The 22,104-nt window shown below is 36.0% G+C and carries 26 protein-coding genes and 1 tRNA gene; 14 read left to right on the forward strand and 13 right to left on the reverse strand.

Annotated elements, in window-relative coordinates; translation table 11 throughout:
* Positions 1-277: 277 nt before the first annotated feature.
* Positions 278-1,102, reverse strand: a complete 825-nt coding sequence (locus G5W_RS0101285) for an SDR family oxidoreductase (RefSeq protein WP_010093542.1) — start codon at positions 1,100-1,102, stop codon at positions 278-280.
* Positions 1,103-1,128: 26 nt separating this feature from the next.
* Positions 1,129-1,866 (reverse strand): DUF3784 domain-containing protein, encoded by a 738-nt coding sequence (locus G5W_RS0101290; RefSeq protein ID WP_010093543.1) that lies wholly within the window; start codon positions 1,864-1,866, stop codon positions 1,129-1,131.
* A gap of 186 nt (positions 1,867-2,052) precedes the next feature.
* On the opposite strand from G5W_RS0101290, the gene G5W_RS0101295 reads away from it, so the two are divergent.
* Together G5W_RS0101295 and G5W_RS0101300 are read left to right on the forward strand one after the other, a co-directional pair.
* Positions 2,053-2,916, forward strand: a complete 864-nt coding sequence (locus G5W_RS0101295) for an ABC transporter permease subunit (protein WP_010093546.1) — start codon at positions 2,053-2,055, stop codon at positions 2,914-2,916.
* Entirely contained in the window at positions 2,909-3,829 is a 921-nt protein-coding gene (locus tag G5W_RS0101300) for an ABC transporter permease (RefSeq protein WP_010093548.1), read from the forward strand. The genes G5W_RS0101295 and G5W_RS0101300 overlap by 8 nt, the downstream gene beginning before the upstream one ends.
* A 36-nt stretch (positions 3,830-3,865) precedes the next feature.
* Here the strand turns inward: G5W_RS0101300 and G5W_RS0101305 are convergent, their stop codons facing one another.
* Positions 3,866-4,372, reverse strand: a complete 507-nt coding sequence (locus G5W_RS0101305) for a CarD family transcriptional regulator (RefSeq protein WP_010093549.1) — start codon at positions 4,370-4,372, stop codon at positions 3,866-3,868.
* Positions 4,373-4,512: 140 nt separating this feature from the next.
* On the opposite strand from G5W_RS0101305, the gene G5W_RS0101310 reads away from it, so the two are divergent.
* Both G5W_RS0101310 and G5W_RS23920 read left to right on the forward strand, forming a co-directional pair.
* Positions 4,513-4,941: a MarR family winged helix-turn-helix transcriptional regulator gene (locus G5W_RS0101310; RefSeq protein ID WP_010093550.1), complete on the forward strand. Its 429-nt coding sequence runs from the start codon at positions 4,513-4,515 to the stop codon at positions 4,939-4,941.
* A gap of 80 nt (positions 4,942-5,021) precedes the next feature.
* Positions 5,022-5,165 (forward strand): hypothetical protein, encoded by a 144-nt coding sequence (locus G5W_RS23920; RefSeq protein WP_010093551.1) that lies wholly within the window; start codon positions 5,022-5,024, stop codon positions 5,163-5,165.
* A 42-nt stretch (positions 5,166-5,207) separates the two neighbouring features.
* Here G5W_RS23920 and proC read toward each other — a convergent pair whose 3' ends face one another.
* The 3 genes from proC to G5W_RS0101330 form a co-directional block, all read right to left on the reverse strand.
* Positions 5,208-6,002 carry a pyrroline-5-carboxylate reductase gene (gene proC / locus G5W_RS0101320; protein ID WP_010093552.1) on the reverse strand — a complete coding sequence of 265 codons (795 nt, stop codon included), beginning with the start codon at positions 6,000-6,002 and terminating at the stop codon, positions 5,208-5,210.
* A gap of 168 nt (positions 6,003-6,170) precedes the next feature.
* A complete protein-coding gene (locus G5W_RS0101325; protein WP_010093553.1) occupies positions 6,171-6,857 on the reverse strand; it encodes an MOSC domain-containing protein in 687 nt (228 codons plus the stop codon).
* Positions 6,858-6,870: 13 nt separating this feature from the next.
* Positions 6,871-7,176, reverse strand: coding sequence for a hypothetical protein (locus tag G5W_RS0101330; RefSeq protein ID WP_010093554.1), 306 nt, complete (start codon positions 7,174-7,176; stop codon positions 6,871-6,873).
* Between the two features lie 279 nt (positions 7,177-7,455).
* Here G5W_RS0101330 and G5W_RS0101335 point away from each other — a divergent pair, with 279 nt between their 5' ends.
* A complete protein-coding gene (locus G5W_RS0101335) occupies positions 7,456-9,186 on the forward strand; it encodes a methyl-accepting chemotaxis protein (protein WP_010093556.1) in 1,731 nt (576 codons plus the stop codon).
* Between the two features lie 178 nt (positions 9,187-9,364).
* Positions 9,365-9,883 carry a DUF3841 domain-containing protein gene (locus tag G5W_RS0101340; RefSeq protein WP_010093557.1) on the forward strand — a complete coding sequence of 173 codons (519 nt, stop codon included), beginning with the start codon at positions 9,365-9,367 and terminating at the stop codon, positions 9,881-9,883.
* A 56-nt stretch (positions 9,884-9,939) separates the two neighbouring features.
* Here G5W_RS0101340 and splB read toward each other — a convergent pair whose 3' ends face one another.
* Positions 9,940-10,968, reverse strand: coding sequence for a spore photoproduct lyase (gene splB / locus G5W_RS0101345; protein ID WP_010093558.1), 1,029 nt, complete (start codon positions 10,966-10,968; stop codon positions 9,940-9,942).
* On the reverse strand, positions 10,961-11,212 hold the full coding sequence (locus G5W_RS0101350) for a transcriptional regulator SplA domain-containing protein (RefSeq protein ID WP_010093559.1): 252 nt from the start codon (positions 11,210-11,212) through the stop codon (positions 10,961-10,963). The genes splB and G5W_RS0101350 overlap by 8 nt, the downstream gene beginning before the upstream one ends.
* Before the next feature lie 182 nt (positions 11,213-11,394).
* On the opposite strand from G5W_RS0101350, the gene G5W_RS0101355 reads away from it, so the two are divergent.
* Complete coding sequence (locus G5W_RS0101355; protein ID WP_010093560.1) at positions 11,395-11,955, forward strand: hypothetical protein; 561 nt, start codon at positions 11,395-11,397, stop codon at positions 11,953-11,955.
* 1,221 nt (positions 11,956-13,176) lie between these two features.
* Here G5W_RS0101355 and G5W_RS0101360 read toward each other — a convergent pair.
* Positions 13,177-13,249 (reverse strand) — tRNA-Val (locus G5W_RS0101360).
* Between the two features lie 335 nt (positions 13,250-13,584).
* Between G5W_RS0101360 and G5W_RS0101365 the strand changes: the two genes are divergently transcribed.
* From G5W_RS0101365 to G5W_RS0101390, 6 genes are all read left to right on the forward strand, one after another.
* Complete coding sequence (locus G5W_RS0101365) at positions 13,585-15,315, forward strand: ABC transporter ATP-binding protein (protein ID WP_010093561.1); 1,731 nt, start codon at positions 13,585-13,587, stop codon at positions 15,313-15,315.
* Positions 15,305-17,137 carry an ABC transporter ATP-binding protein gene (locus G5W_RS0101370; RefSeq protein WP_010093562.1) on the forward strand — a complete coding sequence of 611 codons (1,833 nt, stop codon included), beginning with the start codon at positions 15,305-15,307 and terminating at the stop codon, positions 17,135-17,137. Before G5W_RS0101365 ends, G5W_RS0101370 begins: the two co-directional genes overlap by 11 nt.
* Before the next feature lie 63 nt (positions 17,138-17,200).
* Positions 17,201-17,932 (forward strand): alpha/beta hydrolase, encoded by a 732-nt coding sequence (locus G5W_RS0101375; protein ID WP_010093564.1) that lies wholly within the window; start codon positions 17,201-17,203, stop codon positions 17,930-17,932.
* Between the two features lie 110 nt (positions 17,933-18,042).
* Positions 18,043-18,561 carry a YjcG family protein gene (locus G5W_RS0101380; protein WP_010093566.1) on the forward strand — a complete coding sequence of 173 codons (519 nt, stop codon included), beginning with the start codon at positions 18,043-18,045 and terminating at the stop codon, positions 18,559-18,561.
* A complete protein-coding gene (locus G5W_RS0101385; protein ID WP_010093567.1) occupies positions 18,558-18,983 on the forward strand; it encodes a GNAT family N-acetyltransferase in 426 nt (141 codons plus the stop codon). Before G5W_RS0101380 ends, G5W_RS0101385 begins: the two co-directional genes overlap by 4 nt.
* Positions 18,984-19,090: 107 nt before the next feature.
* The gene (locus tag G5W_RS0101390) at positions 19,091-19,792 is read left to right on the forward strand and encodes a DUF421 domain-containing protein (RefSeq protein WP_010093569.1); all 702 of its coding nucleotides are present in this window, start codon (positions 19,091-19,093) and stop codon (positions 19,790-19,792) included.
* A gap of 33 nt (positions 19,793-19,825) precedes the next feature.
* On the opposite strand, the gene G5W_RS20195 is transcribed toward G5W_RS0101390, so the two are convergent.
* The 3 genes from G5W_RS20195 to G5W_RS0101405 all read right to left on the reverse strand — a co-directional run bounded on the left by G5W_RS20195 (position 19,826) and on the right by G5W_RS0101405 (position 20,659).
* On the reverse strand, positions 19,826-20,089 hold the full coding sequence (locus G5W_RS20195) for a hypothetical protein (protein ID WP_010093571.1): 264 nt from the start codon (positions 20,087-20,089) through the stop codon (positions 19,826-19,828).
* 72 nt (positions 20,090-20,161) lie between these two features.
* Positions 20,162-20,359 carry a hypothetical protein gene (locus G5W_RS0101400; RefSeq protein ID WP_010093573.1) on the reverse strand — a complete coding sequence of 66 codons (198 nt, stop codon included), beginning with the start codon at positions 20,357-20,359 and terminating at the stop codon, positions 20,162-20,164.
* A 99-nt stretch (positions 20,360-20,458) separates the two neighbouring features.
* A complete protein-coding gene (locus tag G5W_RS0101405; protein ID WP_010093574.1) occupies positions 20,459-20,659 on the reverse strand; it encodes a hypothetical protein in 201 nt (66 codons plus the stop codon).
* Between the two features lie 224 nt (positions 20,660-20,883).
* Here G5W_RS0101405 and G5W_RS0101410 point away from each other — a divergent pair, with 224 nt between their 5' ends.
* Complete coding sequence (locus G5W_RS0101410) at positions 20,884-21,372, forward strand: CotY/CotZ family spore coat protein (RefSeq protein ID WP_010093575.1); 489 nt, start codon at positions 20,884-20,886, stop codon at positions 21,370-21,372.
* 51 nt (positions 21,373-21,423) lie between these two features.
* Here G5W_RS0101410 and G5W_RS0101415 read toward each other — a convergent pair whose 3' ends face one another.
* Positions 21,424-21,999, reverse strand: a complete 576-nt coding sequence (locus G5W_RS0101415; protein WP_010093576.1) for a CotO family spore coat protein — start codon at positions 21,997-21,999, stop codon at positions 21,424-21,426.
* Positions 22,000-22,104: the final 105 nt, after the last annotated feature.

A 22,104-nucleotide genomic window follows, 5' to 3' on the forward strand; every position in this document is an offset into this window, starting at 1 on the left:
GCAAGAAGAACAAGATAAAACTATCTCTTATAGCACAGGATAGACGAACAATATTTAAGCACTGAAAATATGCATAAACTCTCGCGGGAGACATGATCCTTGGATAAGGGACAATGTTATTTTCCGCGAGGATGTATATCCTTACTGCTAGGGACGATGTTCTTCCAGAGCAGGCTCATATTCCCCACCCAAGGGCATATATCCCCATTCCCAGGGCAGGATTTCCATCGCCTGTATTCCAAATTTACTTGATAGAGTTATTCATGTCCCTCCCCTATTACTTCAGCCTATTTATCACAGACTTCTCGATAATAGACCACGGTATGAATTTCTTAATATACCGCAATGACGTTGCACCTTTTCCAACTGTATATCTGAATTTCGGCCGGTTTGTTTCACATATTCTTTTAATTAATACCGCTACCTCATTTGGATCTCCAGCATTTTCATATGCTCGTTTGGCAAATGCCAATGTGTTGTTTTTAAATCTATCTTCTCTAGGTATAGTTGCGCTTATCTCCAAGCCCCTTTCCCAAATACCTGTTTTATAGGAAGCTGGTTCTACGACGGAAACGAAAATATTTTTACGAAGAAGTTCCAATCTTAGACTTTCACTATATCCCTCGACCGCAAACTTTGAAGCGCTATAAGGACCCATTCCAGGAAAACCTAAAATACCACTTACACTACTTAGATTTATTATTTTCGCTGTCTCTGACTGCTCAAGAAGGGGAAGTAAATTCTTCGTAACTTGAATAACTCCAAAGAAGTTTACATCAAACTGATCCTTCCATTCCTTCATTGCTAAGTGATCTGTAAATCCCCCTTGTGAATAACCTGCATTATTCACTAATACATCTAATCTATTAAAACGCGAATGTATCCAGCTAGTTACTTCTTGAATTTGATTTTCGTCTGTCACATCCATTTCAACTACTTCCAAAAAATGCTCTAGTTGAAGTTTTGTGACTTCTTCTATTAGTTCAGCCTGCTTTTTTCTATTACGCATCGCCGCAATGACAAAGTAGCCAGATTTTATTAATTCTAACGCAATGAGTTTACCGAACCCACCATTTGCACCTGTTACTAACGCTGTCTTCAACTGCTAACACTCCCTATAACTAACAGTTAGTTCATCTCTTCTCTCAGAAGTTCATAGATTCCCTTGATTTCTTGGCTGCTTTCTCGATTGATTATCACATAGTCATCCTTTATCCTCACATAGAGAAACGGTCCATTCTCTCCTTTAACATACAGCCGCCCTTCTCCGTAAGGTTCTTCTAATTCAAAATTACCCTTTCGAACCGTATCAGTGTTGAATCCATCTTTTTTGGAAAGTACCTCAGGGAGTTTGTCTAACAGTTCGATTTCTTCTATCTCCTTTATATCCCATTCCACTCCATACATTCCGGTGATAATCAATTGACCTTCCTCCACCGATACTTCATTATCAAGGTTACCAATAATGTACACGCCTACAATTAAACCAATAATAACAAAAGAACTTATCCCGTAGATCCATGTATACTTTTTCCTTTTACGTGGGACTTCAAAGCGTTGAACATAGACAAGTCCACCAAGCACTATAACCATTAGTAGACCGAATCCAATTTCCATCCCATAGGGTACTCGAAATACCGTCAAAATGACTACTAGGACCATGGAATAAAACGTATAAAGTAAAAGTTTACCAATCTTATCTATATAGCCATTTTCAATTAAGTATTCTTGCTCATCCTTTGGACGGTTACTAAAGCCCGATACTAAACCATATTCTTTCTTTTTCACGATTAAATACGTGATTCCACCAGTAATGATTAACGTCCATCCCATTACGATTAAGAATATTAACAAATCTTTCGTCATCTTATACACCTCAAAACATCTGCTACTATATTTTCTTACTACTATATTACACGTAATGCAACACACAGTACTACTATTATCTGTTCATCTAAGTACTATTTTAACTCAATTCCAACTTGACCAACTTTTCTGAAAGTGGTACTTTTTACTTAATCTAAACTCTGTTTACAGCAAGGATGAGTATATATGCGCATTGCACTTTCATTCGTTAGTTTACTTACATTTATTTTAATCTTAGCAGCGGTTCCATTATCGCTTTCCGTTATCGATGGAAACGTAACATTTAGTTTCGAGTCTATGGTTCTTCTTGCAAAAGAATATTTTGTCGGTTTATGGAATGGGGATTCCTTTACCTATCAAGAGGGTATCGATCGAGTTCAAAACATGATGCAGGATATTCCAGCCTATTTCCTAACATCCCTTCGTTATCTTCTACTAGCTGGTATACTTGCTGTGCTAATCGGATTATTTATTTCCTATTGGTACAGTAAAACAAAACAGGAATGGATGAAAGATATCATTGGTTTTCTTGGTACGATTCCAGATTTCATTCTTGTAATAGTTTTACAAATGGGTGTTGTGTTCATCTATCAATCTACAGGACTTCACGTAGCTAGAGTTGCTTCCCGATCAGCCGATGAAAATGCTTATTTGCTACCATTAATCACGTTAACCATTGTACCAACTATCTATTTAATTCGAACACTATCGGAAAAAACATATGATGTGTTGGCAGAGGATTATATTTTACATGCAAAGGCAAAAGGATTAAAGAAGCCCTTTATCTATATTCACCATGTCGTCCGCAACGTCCTACCTTTTTTAAAAGCTGATTTACATAAAGTAATAGCTATTATGATGAGTAACCTTTTTATCGTGGAGTATTTATTTAATATAAGAGGAATAACTGCTATTCTATTTGATGGAACCATGTACCAGTACAACTTAACCGTGAACACGCTTATCTCACTAGTGATTGTATACTTTTTAATCTACTGGTCGATACGCTTACTTATCTTGATTCTGGAAAGGGTGTTTGCCCATGACTAATTGGCGATTGTGGATTGGCATTATAACATGTAGTTTAATTGTACTATTAGCCATTCTTGGACCTGTCATTGCTCCATATGAAAAAGACTTTATGGAACCAACAGGTTATTATTATAACGGACCTGAAGATTTTGGTGTTCATTCTTCTCCATATCCACCATCTAAAGAGCATATATTTGGCACAGATCAATGGGGATATGACATTTTAACTCTACTTCTATATGGAGCTAAATATACGGTTTTTGTTGGCATCGGGGTTGCACTTGTAAGAATTATAGTAGGTGGTTTACTAGGTATGTGGTTTGGCCTAACAGGGCGTGAGGGTAAAAAGAATTCTAACTCTATATTTGGTCTACTTGGAAGCATACCAGCATTTGTAATTCTATACTTCCTTTTAATTGGAATAACAATTAACTCGGAACTTTCAACACTTGAATTGATTTTTCTACAAGCTTTCATTATGATCATTATCGGTGTTCCAGGAGTATATGCGGCAATTCATAGTAAAACAAACGAACTTAAGAAAGATTTATATATAACAGCAGCAAGAGCCCTTGGTGCAGGGAGGTTTCGAATTTTATGGAAACATTTACTGCCCCATTTAAAAGGAACCTTCTTAGCTATGTTCGTTAAGGAAATCATTATTGTACTAACGCTTATTGGGCAACTTGGTATATTTAATTTATTTTTTGGTGGAACCATCTTACGACTAGGCGGGCCACCTGTATACATTTCCATTAGTAGAGAATGGGCAGGACTTATAGGCCAATGGCGTTCCTTCGTTTATGATTTCCAATGGATTCTAATCGTTCCATTAATAGCTTTTTTATTGCTACTGTTTTCGTTTTATATATTGTCTCGTGGAATTGAGATAAGACAGAAGGCTATTCTACAAAAATACCCCCATATATAAAAAAACAGCCGCTTGGCTGTTTTTTGTGTTAGCTAACTAATTAGCAACTGGAAAACCTAATAAATCTTCTACTCTTGTCTCAATGTCTTCAGATTTCGTGTTCAAAGCTATTGCTAATTCCTCAAATAATATTTGTTTCGTCTTATTTAAGAGCTTTCGATCCTGTTCAGCCAATTGTTTCTTATCGAGTGCTGTCTCTTGTTTCTTTCTCATTAATGCATTTAATACGTCTGAAATATCTTTACGATTACCAGTTTGTATTAAACGGTTATATTCTTTATTTCGAAGTTTAACATCTTCAATCCATTCTATCCCAGGACCACTAAATGACTGCATGATTTCTTCAGCCTCTTTAGAATCAAGCATCTTCAAAATTAATACTTTTGGATTATCGACTGGTGCATTGATGTTTAGTTTAGTATCTTCTATCGGATGTAATACGTAATATTTCCTAGTTTTTCCTCCATATGTTTTATCACATATATCATCAATCTTACAAACCCCATGATCCGAATAAACGACTAACTCTCCAATATTAAACATTGGCATATCTCCTATTCTTGAAATCGTCAACTAAGTTTACTATTTTAAGTCTACGCTTTTCCGCGAATTTTGTCAACTTAGTTGACAACATACAGTTGATTTTATATAGTTATGACGAAGTAAAATTAGGAGTGACAATAGTGAGTTCTCAATTTCAATATCTTGATTTAATAGATACCTTGAGCGAGCGCCATATACAGCTTCGGGAGACCATTGAAAATAAATGGAATAAACAAAGTAATATATACCTATCTAACACAGAATGGTTTATTCTTGCGAAAATTTATCAAAAAGAAACCACGATTGCCTATGTCACCAAACAGGTTGGTATATCGAGACAAGCAACACATAAATTCATAAAAAACCTTGAAGTGAAAGGATTGGTTGAAGTATTTAATGTACCCCATAATAAGAAAGATAAGTATTTAAAAATGACCCAGTTAGGCGAAGAATGCTATGAAAAAAATATTGAACTAAAGGCCAAGTTAGAGAAAAAGATTGCAAAAAGCATTGGTCAGGAAAACTTTACTATGTTGCGGGAACTTTTAAAATCGGATTGGGGTTTGTAATTCATTTATATTTTTAAATATTAATTAAAAGCTTTTTAATTGCTATAATAATAGTAAATCTTAAAATAGGAGGGTTCTTTATGGAGAGAATAATTGATAACAATCGAGAAGGCCATGAATGGCTTTTAATTATCGTTGCACTTCTCTCATTACTTACAGGTAAGAAAATAAAGAAACTCGAACGTTTTAAACAGAAACTAATTGGTGATTTTAAGTATTTTTAATAGAAAAACGGGCGATAGAAAAATCTATCGCCCACGAGTTTCTTACTTCATCTTATCCACATTTGCTTGGACAGCTTTTATCACAGCTGAACGAAATCCACTTTCTTCTAAACTTGCAACAGATTGTATCGTTGTTCCCCCTGGTGAGCATACATCATCTTTTAACTTCCCGGGATGCACTCCTGTGTCTAACACCATTTTGGCTGCACCTAGTACAGCTTGAGCAACAATTTTGTATGACTTATCCCTAGGCATTCCATTAACAACTGCCGCATCTGCCATTGCTTCAATAAACGTATAAACAAATGCAGGTGATGAACCACCAACAGCACTAGCTGTATCCATAAGGCTTTCATCAATAAACTCTGCTTTCCCAAAGCTTTCAAACAATCTTCTAATCTCTTCTTTTTCGCCTTCTGTAACAAGGTCATTAACACTAATTGCTGTTAACCCTTCACCAACTAATACTGGTGTATTGGGCATTGCCTTTACCATTTTAACCTTTCGTTCAAACCGTTGTTCGTTTTGCTCTATTGTCTGGCCAGCTGCTATTATAACAATAATAGAATCTTCCGTTACAATATCCTTTATTTCATCTATTACTGTTGAGTATTTATCTGGGGTAACGGAAAGAAAAATAATATCACTTTGTCGTGCTACATCCTTATTATCCTCAGCAATATGAATTCCATATGTTACTTTTAAATCTAGTAATTTGGGCATCGTTCGATTCGATGCATATATATTAGTTGGCTCTGTGTGCTCGGATTTCACCAATCCACCAATGATTGCTTCAGCCATATTTCCACTACCAATAAAACCTATTTTTCGTTGCACGCTTGAAAAGTCCCTTCTGATTTCGTCATAAAGTATTATTTTAATATATTCGATGAATCATGACAATACATCAAGATTAGTATCACACATAAGAATTCGTCCTTTCCTTCTCAACAAAAAAAGTACAGTTGTCATTCCATACTGTACTTTTGAAGTCATTATCATATATTAAGCTTCCTTAGCTTTAACCAAACGCTTTCTCAGTGGACCCTTCCAGCTTTCAGATAAAAGCTCACAATCCACTAATTTCTCCATAATCATTAAATCACATTCATTTTTATGAAACATAATTTCATTACAGACAGCAACTGTCCATTCCGGATGTGGTCGTTCTAGCAATATAAGCTCTTCTCCCTCTTGAACAAAACCTTCCTTTAAGACACGAAAGTACCACCCCGTTCTACCAGTGTCCTGAATTTGTAATGTGAGGTCCTTTGAACGAAATCGACGTGCGGGTTTCCAGCATGGAGTCCGAGGTTGTGAGACTTGAATAATCGTCTCTCCAAACTGATATGTATCCCCAATGCAAATAGATTGTTCATCTAAATGTAGGGTAGCAAGGTTCTCCCCCATACCACCTATATGAATCTTTTCTATATTTCGTTCCATTCGCCAATAATCATAGTGTTCAATTGGATATGCAAAGATTGCTTTTTGTAGTCCACCATGATTTTTCGTGTCTGCTACTTCATCACCGGATAGACCTGTCTTCGTTAGCCAGAGCTTCTCATGAGTCTTCTCCTTAAACATTCCACTTTCCCACTCTTTATCCATTGGGTTCGTAGCATCTCGGTTTCCTACTTTTGTAACTTTTCCAGCTAGTAAATGTTGAACGATTGGTTTTCTCATTGTCATTGGTATATCCCCTTTATATAGCGCTCGCTAGCAAGCTGATCATAAATGGACTGATTAGTAGAACAATAGAAGAACTGATAATTAATCTAGTAACGCTTTTTGGAAGCTTCTCTCTCCCTTTCCCTTTATACCAACCTGTGAATTGCAGTTTGTTTCGGTATAATGTAAAGAATAGAAGGATTATAGCTATTGCACCTAGAAAAGAAAATCTTTCTGCTGTCTCACTTAATGTATAAAAAGGATTTAGAATGGAACCGCATACTACACCAAAAATCACCATTAGAACTATAATACGAACTAACTCTAATAAAGTCCTCATACCTTCCCCCCTCACTACTATTGCTGACTTTTCCTGTACACATTTCTTTACATATATCTTACCATAATTTTCATCATGAATTAACACTAGGAAACAAACTAGGACTATTATCACATATTTTTTTGAAAAGCACTTAAGAAAACGCTTCATTTTGCCGAAATAGTAGATAGGTATATACATAAATTGCTGATGAAGTATTTCTGAGAGGAGACAAACATATTGAAGAATTTGTAATCATCAGAAAACAATCTTTAACAAGAACAGGAGCTGAAGACTAGCATGAAACCGAAAATAAAGTTGAAAATGAAAACGAAACCAAAAAACTTAAAAATCGGTATGAAGATAAATCTCTTCGTAACTGCAATTATAGTAGTTTTAACATTGATTATAGGAGTTGTGTCCTATTTTCAAATCACGAAGTCAATGGAGAAGGTATTTGAAGACAGAGTAAGAATGTCATCTGAGCTTAGTTTAAATTGGTTCAATACAGCAATTAAAGGCGATTGGGCTATCATTAATGGTGACTTATATAAAGGTACCGTACGGATGAATGATAACCACGGTATTATGGAATCAATCGGTGATTTAACAGGTGGTGCTGCTACAATTTTCCAAGGGGATACTAGAGTTGCGACAAACGTGATAGATGGAGAAGAAAGAGCAACGGGAACAAAGGCAGACCCTAGAGTACTAGAAACTGTACTAAAAAATGGTAACGAATACATCGGGAAGACAGATATTGTGGGTGTAGAACACTTAACAATGTATACACCTCTAAAAGACAAAAATGGAAACGTTATCGGTATGTGGTTAATTGGACCAAGAATCGATAGTATAAACAGTACTATTACTTCTTTATTTACTAATTTAGGTGTCGTCATTATCATATCTGGTATTATCGCAATTGTATTTAGTATTTTATTCACAAGAACTATCGTTCGACCAATCCTAGCTATTAACAAGCAACTGAAGGATATATCGGAAGGTGAGGGTGATTTAACGAAAGAGCTTCAGGTGAAGTCAAAAGACGAGGTTGGCGACTTAGCGAATTCGTTTAACCACATGTTAGGTAGTTTACGTGATATGATCAGACAAGTTGGATCCACATCAGATCAGGTTGCGGCGGCTTCTGAAGAACTAACAGCAAGTGCAGAGGAAACCTCACAGGCTACTGGTCTTGTTGCTTCTTCCATTCAAGAAGTCGCAAGTGGAGCAGAATTCCAAGAGAAAAGTGCAATGGAAAGCTCCGAGGCCATGAAGGAGTTGGCTACTGGTATTCAACAAGTGGTTGAAACAACGTCTTCCGTTTCAGAATTAGCCAATGAAACTAACCAAGAAGCAAATGCTGGTTACCAATCTATTCAAGATGCAATAACTCAGATGAATTCTATTAATGATTCTGTTGTAGATTCTGCTGCAGTAATTAAAAAGCTTGGTGATCACTCAATTAAAATTGGAAATATCATTGAAGTTATTACAGATATAGCAGAGCAAACAAATCTACTTGCACTAAATGCAGCAATTGAATCTGCTCGAGCTGGTGAGCATGGTAAAGGCTTTGCTGTAGTTGCAGATGAAGTCAGAAAACTTGCGGAGCAATCAAAGAATTCTGCTGATGAGATTGCTGGCTTAATCAGTCAGATTCAAGCAGACACATCGAATGCTGTTCAATTAATGGATAAAGGTACTAAAGAAACAACTGTCGGAATAGACGTTGTTAATAATGTAGGTAGTGGCTTCCAAAGAATACTAGATTCAATTGGAAATGTTACAAATCAAATCCAAGAAGTATCAGCTGTAACAGAAGAAATGTCAGCAGGCATCGAGCAAGTGAATGCTTCCCTAGAAGAAATGGCACGAATCTCACAGGATTCTACTTCTAACTCACAGCAAGTTGCCGCTTCCTCTGAAGAACAAATGGCATCCATGGAAGAAATAACTGCTTCTGCAGAGTCCCTTTCTCAGATGGCAGAAGATTTACAAAAACTTGTGAATCGATTTAAGGTTTAAAGAAGAGCATATTCAATCAAGGCTGTATCCAGTTTATAGGATGCAGCCTTTTTATATGTAAGTTACTATACATATTATTTTCTTAAAGACAAATCCACTTTAGAACTTTTGCCTATTTCAGCTAAGTAAATTAATGGTGTAATATAAACAAGAAAACGACTGAAGTAAGGGATTAAATATGGGAATTTATTATACCAACCAAACAATAGAAGCATATAATAAGTTAGCAGAAAATGGATGTTTAACTGGAGACTCAGATTACGTTGATCGTGATTTTCTTCGCCCTTATAAGTGGATAATTGAACAAATGAAAAAGAGAATCAATCATGATGGATCATATCCAATTTGGGTGTGGACCAGGAAACCTAACGTAAACGATGAAGGTCACCTTCCTAAAGGGACAAAAGGCGTCTGTTTGACTATAGAAGTCCCAGACGATAAGGTCCTACTTTCTGACTTTGACGCTTGGCATTGTGTACTAAATGATGGATTTTGCTCTTTAACAGAACAAGAATATGAGCTGTTTGAGCTAGGAAAAAGCAAGGTGACAAAAGAACATAGCTGGGAACGCATATTCAACTTAGAACTGCTACAAAAATCAGAAATATGGAGAGGTAATGATATGATTGTACAAGGAGTTACTAGCAACATCTCCAAAGACCAAATTATAAATATCCAGCATTTTACAGCTCGATAATACGTAAATAAGGTACCAATGAGATCAAATGTTGATGATTGGTACCTTTTCATTTATTAAGTAAAGTATTCAATAATAGCCTCTGGAAAAAAGCGCTTCATATAACCACCTATCGTATCCTTAATTGCTTCTTGTTCTTCGTCTTTGTAGACATATTTGTATATTCCGTACCTACCCCACTTCGTTTTCCGTTTGGATTCATCTAGTTCTAATTTTGTCATCGGATAGTTTTCCTGTATGACTCGTTTCGCTGGTTTGGTAAATCGATGCTGGATCATTTCAAAGGTCAGATCTTTTCGTGCATATAATGGCAACGTCGCTTCAAGCTTTTCAAACATTTCTAAGTATCCTTCCTCCCAGCCATCATGAAGATAGATTGGCGCAACAATAAATCCCAAAGGATAGCCAGCCTCGGCAACCTTTGCAGCCGCTTCAATACGTTCATTCAGTCTAGAAGTCCCTGGTTCAAAATATTTAATGATATAGTCGTCATTGATGCTGAAACGAAAACGGGTTTTTCCGCGATGATCAGCGTCCAATAAATGATCCACATGAGCGAACTTCGTTACGAACCTCAGCTTCCCATGTTCAGACTTACCAAAAAATTCAATTGCTTGCTTTAGATGATGTGTTAAGTGATCCACACCGACAATATCAGATGTACAAGAAGCTTCAAACCTAGTACTCTCTGGTGCCCTTTCCTCCATATATTTCTCCGCTGCTTCAAAAATTTCATCAACATTCACATACGTTCTTATATACGGCTTACTCCCCATCGTCGTTTGCAAATAACAATAATGACAATGGCCCATACAACCTGTTGCAAGTGGAATGGCATACTCAGCTGAAGGTTTGGAAGTATCGAATTTCAATGTTTGGCGTACACCAACAACTAGGGTTGACTTGGCATTCCGGTACTTTTGAAAATGATTTTCTCCTGGTAGATTACGAATTTGGTTATGGGAAGTTGTTTCACGCACTTCAATACCCATGTCCTCGAATTTGGAAATCAGCCTTTTTCCGTTTGGATATTCTAATGCTCGAGGTTCAACATAAACTAATTGCGGTACAAATGGTTTAACCATAATAGTCACCTTCATCAATCATACCAAATGCCTCTTGATAGGCTGCCTCTGCCTCTTCTTCTGACGTAAAAATTGCAAAATCATCTGAGATTGGATAATAGTTGTCATGCGCAAATAGAGCTAATTCATTTGGATTTTCAGGGTTCTGAACAATTGCTGCCTGCTGAACATGTGCCACATCCTGTGCATGAGGGTTTCTGATGATAATATATACGATTTCACCAGGTCCGTAGTTATGTCCCATATGTATGTCCACCTAATTTCTATGATTTTTAAACATATTATTCCCTTGGGCTAGGCTTCCATGCAAAAAAATTGTACCAAATAACGATTTAAATTATTCGAATTACACAATTATGTATATGGAATTTATCTTGTGACAAAATATCCTATGAAATAATTTCAAAATACATGGAGACTTAAACAATGGATAAAAATCTAATTTGGAATGAAATATACGGTAAAAGTAATGAATTAAACACTACACTAATTTCCTATTGGAAAGAATATTCCAGTATAGATTCCTGGCAATTCTGGTTTGTATTGGGATTATTAGTTATACCACTAATTATTTTATATTTTGCTATTGATAGAACTAAATTATTGGAAATATTATTCTTTGGTCTTACTATACATATGTTGTGGACTTACACAGATATTTTATTAGGCTCTACAACATTGTTTGTACATCAATACTTTATCTTTCCTTTGTTGCCCTATGCTCTAAGTATATCTTCCTCTGTTCTTCCTGTAGGATTTATGCTTATTTATCAGTACTGTTTAAATTATGATAAAAATTTTTATTTATACTCAATCTTCTTAAGTGCCCTTTTTTCATTTGGTTTTTTGTCGGTTGAACTATTAATGGACTTAGTTCATTTTAATAAAGGTATGAACTTATTTTTTGTGTTCCTTATAGACCTAGGAGTAGTATTTTTATCATACTGGTTAACAACATTTATAAAAAATCTTAGAGTATTAAAATAAGCCCTCCTGATTCAGCAAGAGGGCTTTTTAGTATCATAAATTTGCAATTGTATTAGCAATACCTATTACATACAGCAACAACAATGATTATCCTTGTCAAAATGTCTACAATAATAATCGTGATATTTTTTATCTTGACATTTATCCTGATAGTAACAATTCTTACATTCACATGGGTAGTGCATTTCTTTTTTACAACAACCACTATGATAAATTATCTTTTGACATTCACTATCATATTTTATCTTTTTACAATCACACCCACATTTTATCTTTTTACAATCACACCGATACTTTATAGGATAAAACCACATGAATTTCCCCTCCTTTCTTATTACCATCCTACGTAAATAAGTAAGGAAAGCTTGGACTAGATTCGTAGTCATTAATATCATTTTATAAAATCTCCACAAAAACTAATAGATTAATAAATTTTATAATGAACAACAAAACGAAGCCCTCCTGTTTCGCATAAAGGATCAATATTATTGGAATTTAATCTATGTTCTTACTTGCGTGTATGCAAGTAAGAGTTCGGGGTGAGTAGAATGGAATACTTACGTACAACAATAGCTGTACCTACTAGCTTGGTTACGATTAGAAAATTCTGGTATGAAGGAACGCACTCGAAACTAATAAGATACGGATAGTCGCATTCTATGATGTAGCATATGACCTGTACTAGGAGGAGGTCTCGTGGTAACAAAAGATTGCAATCAGAGGACGATGTAGGGAAAAGTTATACGCAAAAGGTAGAACAGAAAATAAGACAATTACTGCAATAGTAAAAAGAAAGCGAATATTGAGGCAGCAAAGTTCATCGCTGAATTATTCGGTAAGGGATATATCGACCTAGAGGAACTCGGCTTTTTAGAATTTGTTGAAAATGTATGGAAGTCAAAGTGTGCTGCAATAAGGATTTCAGAAACAACCTATGAAAGCTATATGGGCTATTTGAACTTACTCATTCGAGCTTTTCAATATTTTTAACTGGATAGATTCAACCAATTCATATAATTGATTGTCTCGCTAAACTAGATAGAACGATTGTTAAATTGGCTACAATCAGATCATCCGAAGTATTAGGCAGAAAAAATTAACAAAGATGAACCAACAAAAAACAGCCTTCCACCGTGAAATTGTAGGCAAGATGAGAATACAAACGTAATAAAGCGACTCCCAACTCACCGGGAATCGCTTTATATCAAGGGTTAAAGCTGATGATTCCGATTGGGCTCGAACCAACGACCTCCACCCTGTCAAGGTGGCGCTCTCCCAGCTGAGCTACGGAATCGTAATATAAGTTTAGATACATTATAGGGAATACAGGAATAGCTGTCAATACTCTCTTTCTATAATACCGTTAACCATCCACTATCCATATATCAGCGAATTTTTCGTTATATTGGCGTATATTCCCTTATATCAGCGGATTTCTGAAAATATTAGCGATTTCCTGCATATATCAGCGTATCCACTAATATCAGCTCCCCTCTACTCACCACCCACAATTTATTTCTAAACCCGAAATATATCCTTGGAACTAAACCTGTTTATCCTTTATAATAAGATATCATTATATTTTATTTAAAAAAGACTCATAATTTCGACAACGGGGGTTTACTGTTCGTGAAAACTGTTTTTTCTTTTATGAAACCATATAAATTAGGGGCCATTATTGCCTTCTTACTCATGCTGGTTGAGCTAGCTGTTGAGCTCCTTCTCCCATTTTTCCTTGGAAAAATGATTGATGATGGTGTACAGAATGGCGATTTAAACAATATCGTCATGTGGGGAAGTATTATGATTGGGTTAGCATTCTTATCCTTTATATCCGGAATTATTAATTCCTTTTATGCCTCCCATGTGAGCTGGGGCTTTGCTCATGACATTCGTGAACGATTATTCCGTAAGATCCAGGAATTCTCGTTTGCAAACTTAAATCGATTCCCAGCATCTCGTTTGATGACATTATTTACAAATGATGTTCGTCAAATACAAAATACAATCTTTATGGGACTTAGAATTATGATGAAGGCACCGTTAATTGCATTAGGCGGTGTTATCATGGCATTTGTCGTGAATCCGCGTCTAGCCATCATCTTCTTGATTACGGTTCCATTATTAATTGGTTTTCTTTTATGGGTACTTAAAAAGGCCTCTAATATGTTTGATCGTGTTCAAAAAAGCATTGACAATGTGAATCGTGTAATGCAAGAGAACCTTGCAGGTATGCGACTAATTAAGGCATTCTTCCGACGTGACTTTGAGGGAGAACGTTTCACAGATGCGAATACCAATCTTCGAGATAATACAAGATTTACATTCCGGTTTATCGAGGCATCCATGCCAATCCTTTTATTCGTAATGAACTTAAGTATTATCGCAATCCTATGGTTTGGTAATTCACAAGTTATAGCTGGGACGACAGAGGTTGGCGATATTGTTGCGATTGTAAACTATGCGATGCGTGTAGCAATGGCTATTTCGATGTTTTCCTTTATTATCATGGCGGTATCTCGCACAAAGGCTTCTGCGGAACGTATTAGTGAAGTACTTGTGGAAGAGATTGACTTACTAGATTCCGAGGATGCCGATAGTGAACAACTTGTTATACAAGGCAAAGTAGAATTTAAGAATGTTAGTTTCTACTACCCTACTGCGAAGGAACCTGTTTTACAGAATCTAACCTTTACCGTTAATCCTGGAGAGAAGCTCGCTATCATCGGGGCAACTGGGGCTGGGAAAACTTCTTTATTCCAGCTAATTCCAAGACTATATGATGTTACAGATGGAGAAATATTAATGGATGATAAACCTATTACTTCCTATAAATTAGAAACATTACGAAAAGCGATAGGTTATGTACCACAAAGCCCGTTACTATTTAGTGGACCAATTGTAGAAAATATTTCATGGGGTAAAGAACATGCTACGGAAGAAGAAATAATCCAAGCAGCAAAAAACGCTCAAATACATGACACTATTATGGACTTACCTTATCAATACCAAACCCATGTTGGTCAAAAAGGTGTCAATTTATCTGGTGGTCAAAAACAACGTATTTCAATCGCTAGGGCGTTAATCCGCAAACCAAAAATTCTTATGCTGGATGACAGTACTAGTGCACTCGATTTGGCCACAGAAGCAAGATTACTAGATGCGATTCAGGATGATCTGAACACGTTATTAATTATCACGCAAAAGGTTTCTACCGCAATGAATGCAGACCGAATTTTATTACTAGATGAAGGAAAAATCTTAACGATTGGTACACATGAGGAATTATTACAGCAATCTAATCTGTACCAAAAGATTGTGGAATCACAATTTGGAAAGGAGTATCTCAATGTCCATTAAACAGCAGCTAAAAGATCCTTTTCAATATGAAAAAATACCGCTTGAAAGTATCTCGGAAGAACAAACCAAAAAACGTGCAAAAGATACTTATGGAACCGTAAAACGAATTTGGTCCTATCTTGCACGGGAAAAAGCAAGACTTTGGTTAGTGGTTTTCATGGTATTAATTAGCTCTGCGATGAGCCTTTTAGGACCGTTTATGGTTGGTAGAGCAATCGATCGATTTATTGTAGATAAGGAATTATCTGGAATTGGAGTATTAATTATCGGACTGATAGTTGTTTATATTTTCCATTCTGTCTCTATTTTCTTGCAAAGTTACTGGATGATTGGAATTGCACAAAACACCGTTTACGACCTACGTTCAGAGCTTTTTCATAAGTTTCATCGATTACCTATTGCCTACTTTGATAAGAGACAGCATGGGGAGTTAATGAGTCGTATTACAAATGATATTGATAACGTAAATAACACCTTAAATCAATCTGTTATTCAAGTGTTTTCAAGTATACTAACATTAATTGGAACTGTTGGCGTAATGCTTTACTTAAGCCCGTTATTAACACTTGTTACCATGTCCATCATTCCTGTCATGTTTATTGCCACTAAATGGATTACCAAGCGAACAGGCCCATTATATAAACTCCAACAAAAACGACTTGGTGAATTAAATGGTTATGTAGAGGAAACGATAGCAGGACAACATGTTGTTAAAACATATTCCCAAGAGGAACTTGTTATTAGTGAATTTGAGATGAAAAATAAAGACTTAAATCATTCTGGATTCTGGGCTTTAACACTTGCTGGATTCATTCCGAAAGTGATGAATATGTTGAATTTCCTAAGCTTCGGAATGATTGCTCTTGTAGGTGGTATATTAGCCATTAACACTACATTAGTTACGGTTGGTGTCATTGTTATTTTCACAGAGTATGCTCGACAGTTTACTCGTCCGTTAAACGAACTATCGAACCAGTTTAACTTATTGCTATCGGCTGTAGCTGGTGCAGAACGGGTATTTAATGTAATTGATGAAGCAGAAGAAGAGTTAGATGAAGAACTTGCAATTGAACTTCACGAAACGAAAGGACATTTTAAATTTGAAAATGTTACTTTTGGTTATGAGGATGATGTAATTCTCGATAATATCAGCTTTGAAGCAAAACCAGGTCAATCTGTAGCTTTTGTTGGTCATACAGGTGCTGGTAAAACAACGATTATTAATTTAATTTCTCGTTTCTATAATTATGATGGCGGTAGTATTACGCTTGATGGCATTAATTTAAAGGAGATAAAGCGCTCTAGCCTACGGGCGCATATGGCATTTGTGTTGCAGGATTCATTTTTATTCCATAACACGATTAGAGAAAACATTCGTTATGGAAGACTAAATGCGACAGACGATGAAGTTATAGAGGCAGCGAAGAAGGCAAATGCCCATGAATTTATTGAACAATTACCCGATGGTTATGACACGATACTCGATCAGGACGGCAGCGGTATTAGTCAAGGGCAAAAGCAATTACTTACAATTGCCAGAGCATTTATTGCTGAACCTACTATTTTAATCCTTGATGAAGCAACAAGTAATATTGATACAATAACCGAATTAAAAATCCAAGAAGCATTAAAACAGCTTATGGAGGGGCGTACTAGCTTTATCATTGCTCACCGGTTAAACACGATTCAAGAAGCTGATCAAATTGTAATGCTAGAGCACGGGCATATACTGGAAAAAGGAAATCATGAAGAGCTACTCGATTTAGAACGAAATTATTATAATCTATACAAAGGCCAACTAAAAGAAGTGGTCGGTAGTTAAGATTACAACCGCATCGATTCATGGTAAACTATATTCAGGTATATAGCTTATGGGGTGAGAATATTGGTTAGAAAAGGAAAAATGATTGAACGAGAAATAACGAGTCGTTATCTTGGAGAGAGCATGACATTAAAAATTTATCAGCCAGAGTCTTTTTCTCCACTATATAAATATCACATCTGTATCATGCAAGACGGTAATGATTATTACCAGATGGGTCGGGTTGCAACATTTAGTGATAAACTACATGAAGATGCCGAAATTGAAAACACCATATTTATTGGGATTCATTATAAAGATCGATATGACCGATTAAAGAAGTATCATCCATCTGGGGAACAATATGAAGCATATTCTAAGTTTATCATGAAGGAAGTTGTCCCATTATTAGATGACCTCCTCCCTACTTTTCATATGGGCGGCTCTCGGGCTTTAATGGGGGACTCCTTAGCTGGAACATTTGCCCTAACAATGGCGATCAAATATCCTAATACATTTGGAAAGGTGATCATCCAGTCACCTTTAGTAGATGATGTAGTATTGGAAGCTGTTGAAAACGCATCGAACCTTGAAGTACTAGATATTTACCATACGATTGGTACAAACGAGACAAATGTTCAGACAACGAAAGAACCGAATGTTGATTTCTTAACACCAAACAGAAAACTGAAGGAACTATTAGAACAAAAAGGATTAACCTATCACTATAAGGAAATACCGGATGGTGAACATACGTGGAAGTATTGGCAACAGGATATGGAAAATGCACTTCAGAGCATATTTGGTGACGAATAACCTTATAATTTGTATGAAATTGAGTAAAAAATCACTTTCCACGTTGGCCACTTTAGTATATAAATAAAGTTAATTATACTTAGAAAATATAATAATTAGGAGGTTATTGTATGAAATACGGTATCGCAATATTCCCATCTAAGAAGATACAAGATGAAGCTAATTCTTATCGTAAACGTTATGACCCACACTATCCGTTAATACCACCCCACATCACGTTAAAAGAAGCGTTTGAAGCAGATGATGAGATGATCGATGAATTAATTCCTGAATTAAAACGGGTTGCTAACGAAACACACCCTTTTCATATTCGTATCAATAAAGTAAGCTCCTTTGTTCCAGTAACGAATACCATCTATTTGAAGGTAGAACCGGAAGAAAAGCTTGACGAGCTATATGAGAAATTGCACACAGGAAAGTTTCCACAAAATAAAAAGTTCGCCTTCGTACCGCATATTACAATCGGACAGAAATTGCTAGATGATGAGTATTCTGATATTTTTGGTCGTATGAAAATGCGCGACTTCCAATTTGAGGATAAAGTAGATCGCTTCCAATTGCTCTACCAATTGGATAATGGGTCGTGGACAGTATATGAATCTTTTGTATTTGGAAAGGAACTTGTATGAAATTAAAGATTGTAGAAACAGAACAAGAAAAAGAACATGCTTTTTTCGTTAGAACAGAGGTTTTTGTTAACGAACAAAAAGTACCGGTAGAAGAAGAAATAGATGAATTTGATGATACAGCTATCCATTTTCTTGGATATGAACAAGAACAGCCTGTTGTTGCTAGTCGCCTACGTTTCGCAGATGGGTATGGAAAATTAGAACGAATTTGTGTATTAAAAAACTTCCGAGGGAAGTCATTTGGGAAGGACATTATTCAAGCTATGGAAAAAGTCATACTGGAAAAAGGCTATACGAAAGCAAAATTAAATGCACAAACACACGCTGAGGAATTTTATAAGAAATTAGGATATCAGACGGTTTCAGGTGAATTTTTAGATGCTGGTATACCACACGTTACCATGATTAAAGAGTTTTCTTAAAACAGCTCGTTTTTAAACGAGCTGTTTTTTATTCCATAAAATCCTCTCTTCCATACATTTTATTAATAAATTCGGTAACTCTATAATTGGAAAGGGGTTTTTTGTATATGCTTTCTTATCCTCAAATGCTATGGGATACTTTATTTGGCTTTTTAGCACTATACCTATTAACTAAACTACTTGGAAAAACCCAAATTTCACAATTAACTGCGTTTGATTTTATATCAGCCATTATCTTAGGTGAACTAGTTGGAAATGCCATGTTTGATGATAAGGCAAGCATTCTAGAGATGGGGTTTGTTCTCTTTCTATGGGGTGGTCTGTTGTACTCGATTGAGATAGTGACACAAAAATTTAAAGGCACACGTGCTTTGTTTGAAGGTCAGCCTGAAATCGTGATTCGGAGAGGAAAATTAATACGAGATGTCATGAAAAAGAACAAATTGGATGTAAATCAACTTCAACACTTATTACGAGAAAAAGATGTATTCTCTGTTCGCGAAGTGGAGTATGCCATATTAGAAACAAATGGTGCCATTTCTGTTCTAAAGAAATCGGATTACCAAACTCCTACCCGTAAAGATATGAAGCTAGCTCCTCAACCCGCAAACCTCTCTGTTACCCTCATTAATGATGGTGAAATTATTTATGATAATCTAGAGGAAAAAAATCTCTCCGAGGAATGGTTACTTGAGCAGTTAAAGGAACATGGCTATGACAATGTGAAAGATGTATTTTACGCAGAATATTTGAAAGATGAGGAAATGCTTGTCTTACCGTTCGTTAATCGAGGAAAACCCAAAAAATAAGTGTATAAAAAACTGCCTAATATATTTAGGCAGTTAAACTCGCTTATTAATGAAATTACCTAGCCCTTCAAGCTCTTTTATTAGGTCATCCATATCGATTTTAGGTGCTTCTTCTTGTGTATGCAAAGCTACCATACCCATGTTCCGCTGTTCTTCTTCTTGTTGAAGTTCTTCATATTGCGACTGCAAGATTGACTTATATGGTCTTTCTACAGAAGATATATTCCGTTTTCTTGTTACCATTCTTCTTTGATAATCCGAATACTCATGTTGTTGAATCGGTAGTATATATCCCATAACCTTACCCCCTCAACTTTTCTATATTATACGGGATTTAGCAATGCTTTATGTGGGTCATACAAAATAAAATTAACCCTCCATCCTCTTCTCCAATTCTTTTATCCATTTCTCAATATCGTGTATTGTCTTAAGATAACGTGTATTCCACTCCTCCATATCCTTTTCAAATTCAGCCATTTTTTTACCCGGTTGTTGAAACCATTTTTCATTTTTTTCCAAATGTTTCGCAATTACCCCTAAATTCTCAATCAATCTGTCTATATCCAACCAGATACCTCCTTTTACTAATCTAATCTACGATTGCTTACCTATAAAAAAAGGCAGCTATTTCAGCTGCTCCGTAATGATTGAATGTATAAAACTTAGTTAGATCCAAGAAAACGGTCTACGGTCTCTGTCATCATGTTGCTTCTCTTCGGATTCGTAATGACTAGACTCTAACTCTTCCTCCTGCCTTCTTACCCCTCCAAAAATAGGGTCACGAGGTCTATTCGGTTCAATATAGATATTATCAGCTTGAATAACTAAATCCTTCACCCGAATAATACGTTTATTATTCTCTGACATAAAAGTCACTCCTCCTGTGATATTTGTCTCATTATAGTCTATGTATTGGATTCTTTTAGGTATAGTCATATGCCCGTTTTTTAAAGAAAATCAAACCCAAATAATGTAAGCTTCTGTTTTTATGACTATTTTTTAATTATGTACAGGTGCCCACACCTAATGACGTATAACACATATTCTAGTAAAGAAAGTAAGTCATTAAGTATTGGAAAGGAGAAATGTTCATGGGTTGTGGCCATCGTAAAGTAGAAGGTGCAGCAACAGATAACTGTGTTTGTGAGATTCTTCGAGATATCGTAGATGCTCAAAATGATGTTATCGAGAATTGTTGCGACACTAGTTGTGAGCAATCAATCAACGATTTATTAGGTGAAAGAGATACAGGTAATGGATTGGATACAGTCCCTGTAATTCTATACTGTGCAGGTGATTGTAAGCCATTCAAAGGGTTTGGAGCTAAACGCGGAAACACGTTAGGTTCTATTGGAGAATTGAAGGCTAGCTTCATCTTCCGTGTTAAGACTGTAACAGATGACTGCTGTGCAGTTCTAGAACTATTACGTGATCGTAACGACCCTGTTACTTGCGACCACCTTAAAGATCCTTGTGATCAATTAACAACTGATCTAGAGAACACAGGAATTTGTATTACTGTAGACCTAGATTGCTTCTGCCACGTTACTTGCTTACCAGCAATTAGTGTGTTTGACTAATTTACTAACAAACACCATGGAGAGAGAATTCTTTCCATGGTGTTTTTCCTTTCAAAAACCTAGAAGCTGAATATCGGTAATGTCATCAATCTTTATCCTCGTAGATCTTCTCCCTACTCTCATTATAATCTCGTCTTCTTCCATATTGATGATGACACCTCTATACTTCTTTTCATCCGTTCTTACCTCACTTCGCATTCTAGGTAAATGCTGAGGGGTGTTGATAAAATACTCAATCTTTTCCGTTGTGGACATATCTTTGAACTTTTTTCGTTCGGTAGCTTTATCTTCTGTCGTTTCTTCGGTTAGTTTTGTAGTATCGATAGCTTTTGATTCAATAGATTCGTTGTTCCCCTCCACTTCTTGAACAGGAAGAACAGGTCTTCTCTTTTTTGGTTGTTTTGGAAGTGGCTCTTTTAGTTCTTTCGTGATACTTTGTGCTATTAATTCGGTACTTGGCCTTTTTTTAATGGCTTTGGGTGGAGTTTTTTTTTCTGTTTCTGGAGCTGTTGAAGTTTGTTTTCTCTGGTTCACATAGGAATGTTGCATTGGTGCATTAGGACTACTAACAGTAGGCTGGTGAATATATAATAGTGGTTCTCTTGCAAACTTCCTGTTTTTTGCCATACGGATTGCCCCTTTCATATTCATTTTTCAACTTATTATATGATTCGGCGAGTTGGATTGTGTTAAATGCCTATATTTAGAAGTTAAATTAAAATTAAGCACAAA

It is taken from the genome of Ornithinibacillus scapharcae TW25 (genome assembly GCF_000190475.1).
Lineage (GTDB): Bacteria > Bacillota > Bacilli > Bacillales > Amphibacillaceae > Ornithinibacillus > Ornithinibacillus scapharcae.

What these genes read in the sequence shown, in the direction of transcription:
- G5W_RS0101390 (WP_010093569.1), top strand. Translation starts at nt 19,091, where the DNA reads ATGCTTTCTTATCCTCAAATGCTATGGGATACTTTATTTGGCTTTTTA.
- G5W_RS20195 (WP_010093571.1), bottom strand. Translation starts at nt 20,089, where the DNA reads ATGGGATATATACTACCGATTCAACAACATGAGTATTCGGATTATCAA.
- G5W_RS0101410 (WP_010093575.1), top strand. Translation starts at nt 20,884, where the DNA reads ATGGGTTGTGGCCATCGTAAAGTAGAAGGTGCAGCAACAGATAACTGT.
- G5W_RS23920 (WP_010093551.1), top strand. Translation starts at nt 5,022, where the DNA reads ATGGAGAGAATAATTGATAACAATCGAGAAGGCCATGAATGGCTTTTA.
- G5W_RS0101405 (WP_010093574.1), bottom strand. Translation starts at nt 20,659, where the DNA reads ATGTCAGAGAATAATAAACGTATTATTCGGGTGAAGGATTTAGTTATT.
- G5W_RS0101380 (WP_010093566.1), top strand. Translation starts at nt 18,043, where the DNA reads ATGAAATACGGTATCGCAATATTCCCATCTAAGAAGATACAAGATGAA.
- G5W_RS0101370 (WP_010093562.1), top strand. Translation starts at nt 15,305, where the DNA reads ATGTCCATTAAACAGCAGCTAAAAGATCCTTTTCAATATGAAAAAATA.
- G5W_RS0101330 (WP_010093554.1), bottom strand. Translation starts at nt 7,176, where the DNA reads ATGAGGACTTTATTAGAGTTAGTTCGTATTATAGTTCTAATGGTGATT.
- G5W_RS0101305 (WP_010093549.1), bottom strand. Translation starts at nt 4,372, where the DNA reads ATGTTTAATATTGGAGAGTTAGTCGTTTATTCGGATCATGGGGTTTGT.
- splB (WP_010093558.1), bottom strand. Translation starts at nt 10,968, where the DNA reads ATGGTTAAACCATTTGTACCGCAATTAGTTTATGTTGAACCTCGAGCA.
- G5W_RS0101355 (WP_010093560.1), top strand. Translation starts at nt 11,395, where the DNA reads ATGGATAAAAATCTAATTTGGAATGAAATATACGGTAAAAGTAATGAA.
- G5W_RS0101335 (WP_010093556.1), top strand. Translation starts at nt 7,456, where the DNA reads ATGAAACCGAAAATAAAGTTGAAAATGAAAACGAAACCAAAAAACTTA.
- G5W_RS0101300 (WP_010093548.1), top strand. Translation starts at nt 2,909, where the DNA reads ATGACTAATTGGCGATTGTGGATTGGCATTATAACATGTAGTTTAATT.
- G5W_RS0101340 (WP_010093557.1), top strand. Translation starts at nt 9,365, where the DNA reads ATGGGAATTTATTATACCAACCAAACAATAGAAGCATATAATAAGTTA.
- G5W_RS0101290 (WP_010093543.1), bottom strand. Translation starts at nt 1,866, where the DNA reads ATGACGAAAGATTTGTTAATATTCTTAATCGTAATGGGATGGACGTTA.
- G5W_RS0101325 (WP_010093553.1), bottom strand. Translation starts at nt 6,857, where the DNA reads ATGACAATGAGAAAACCAATCGTTCAACATTTACTAGCTGGAAAAGTT.
- G5W_RS0101295 (WP_010093546.1), top strand. Translation starts at nt 2,053, where the DNA reads ATGCGCATTGCACTTTCATTCGTTAGTTTACTTACATTTATTTTAATC.
- G5W_RS0101385 (WP_010093567.1), top strand. Translation starts at nt 18,558, where the DNA reads ATGAAATTAAAGATTGTAGAAACAGAACAAGAAAAAGAACATGCTTTT.
- G5W_RS0101350 (WP_010093559.1), bottom strand. Translation starts at nt 11,212, where the DNA reads ATGGGACATAACTACGGACCTGGTGAAATCGTATATATTATCATCAGA.
- G5W_RS0101415 (WP_010093576.1), bottom strand. Translation starts at nt 21,999, where the DNA reads ATGGCAAAAAACAGGAAGTTTGCAAGAGAACCACTATTATATATTCAC.